A 435-nucleotide genomic window follows, 5' to 3' on the forward strand; every position below is an offset into this window, starting at 1 on the left:
GGAAGCAATTATGGTGGGCACGGGGGCGGAGCCCATCATTATGGGTGGCACCGCGGTCGAGGCCATACCTATGGATGGCATCGCGGCCATCACCGCCACGGGCGCTAACGGTCAGGTATAAGGAGAAAAACGATGAAGTCGGTTCTTATATCGCTAACAGGCGCAGTCGTCCTAACCTCCACCGCGGTGGTCGCGGCGCCTCTGAATGTCGGTGCTGTTGGTTCAGACCTGACCACGGTAGAGCAAATCAGGTTGGTCTGTAATCAATACGGCCGCTGCTGGCGCGACTCTGAGCCAGAAAGCGGCTTTCGAGACAGTACGCATGGCTTCATGGTATGGGCAGTGGGGGTGTTATTCGGCGCCGTTGTTCTCGCCATTGTCGGACTGAGTGCTGCCAAAACCTCCGCTCCGTCCGCCGCTGTTGCTGCAGCCGGC

1 protein-coding gene is annotated in these 435 nt (G+C 59.3%); it reads left to right on the forward strand.

Translation table 11 applies throughout. The features are described from left to right. Positions 1–132: 132 nt before the first annotated feature. Positions 133–435, forward strand: a 303-nt coding sequence (locus AWU74_RS14385) for a hypothetical protein (protein WP_238580289.1), incomplete at its 3' end; no start/stop codon positions are given.

It is taken from the genome of Treponema endosymbiont of Eucomonympha sp., assembly GCF_001028545.1.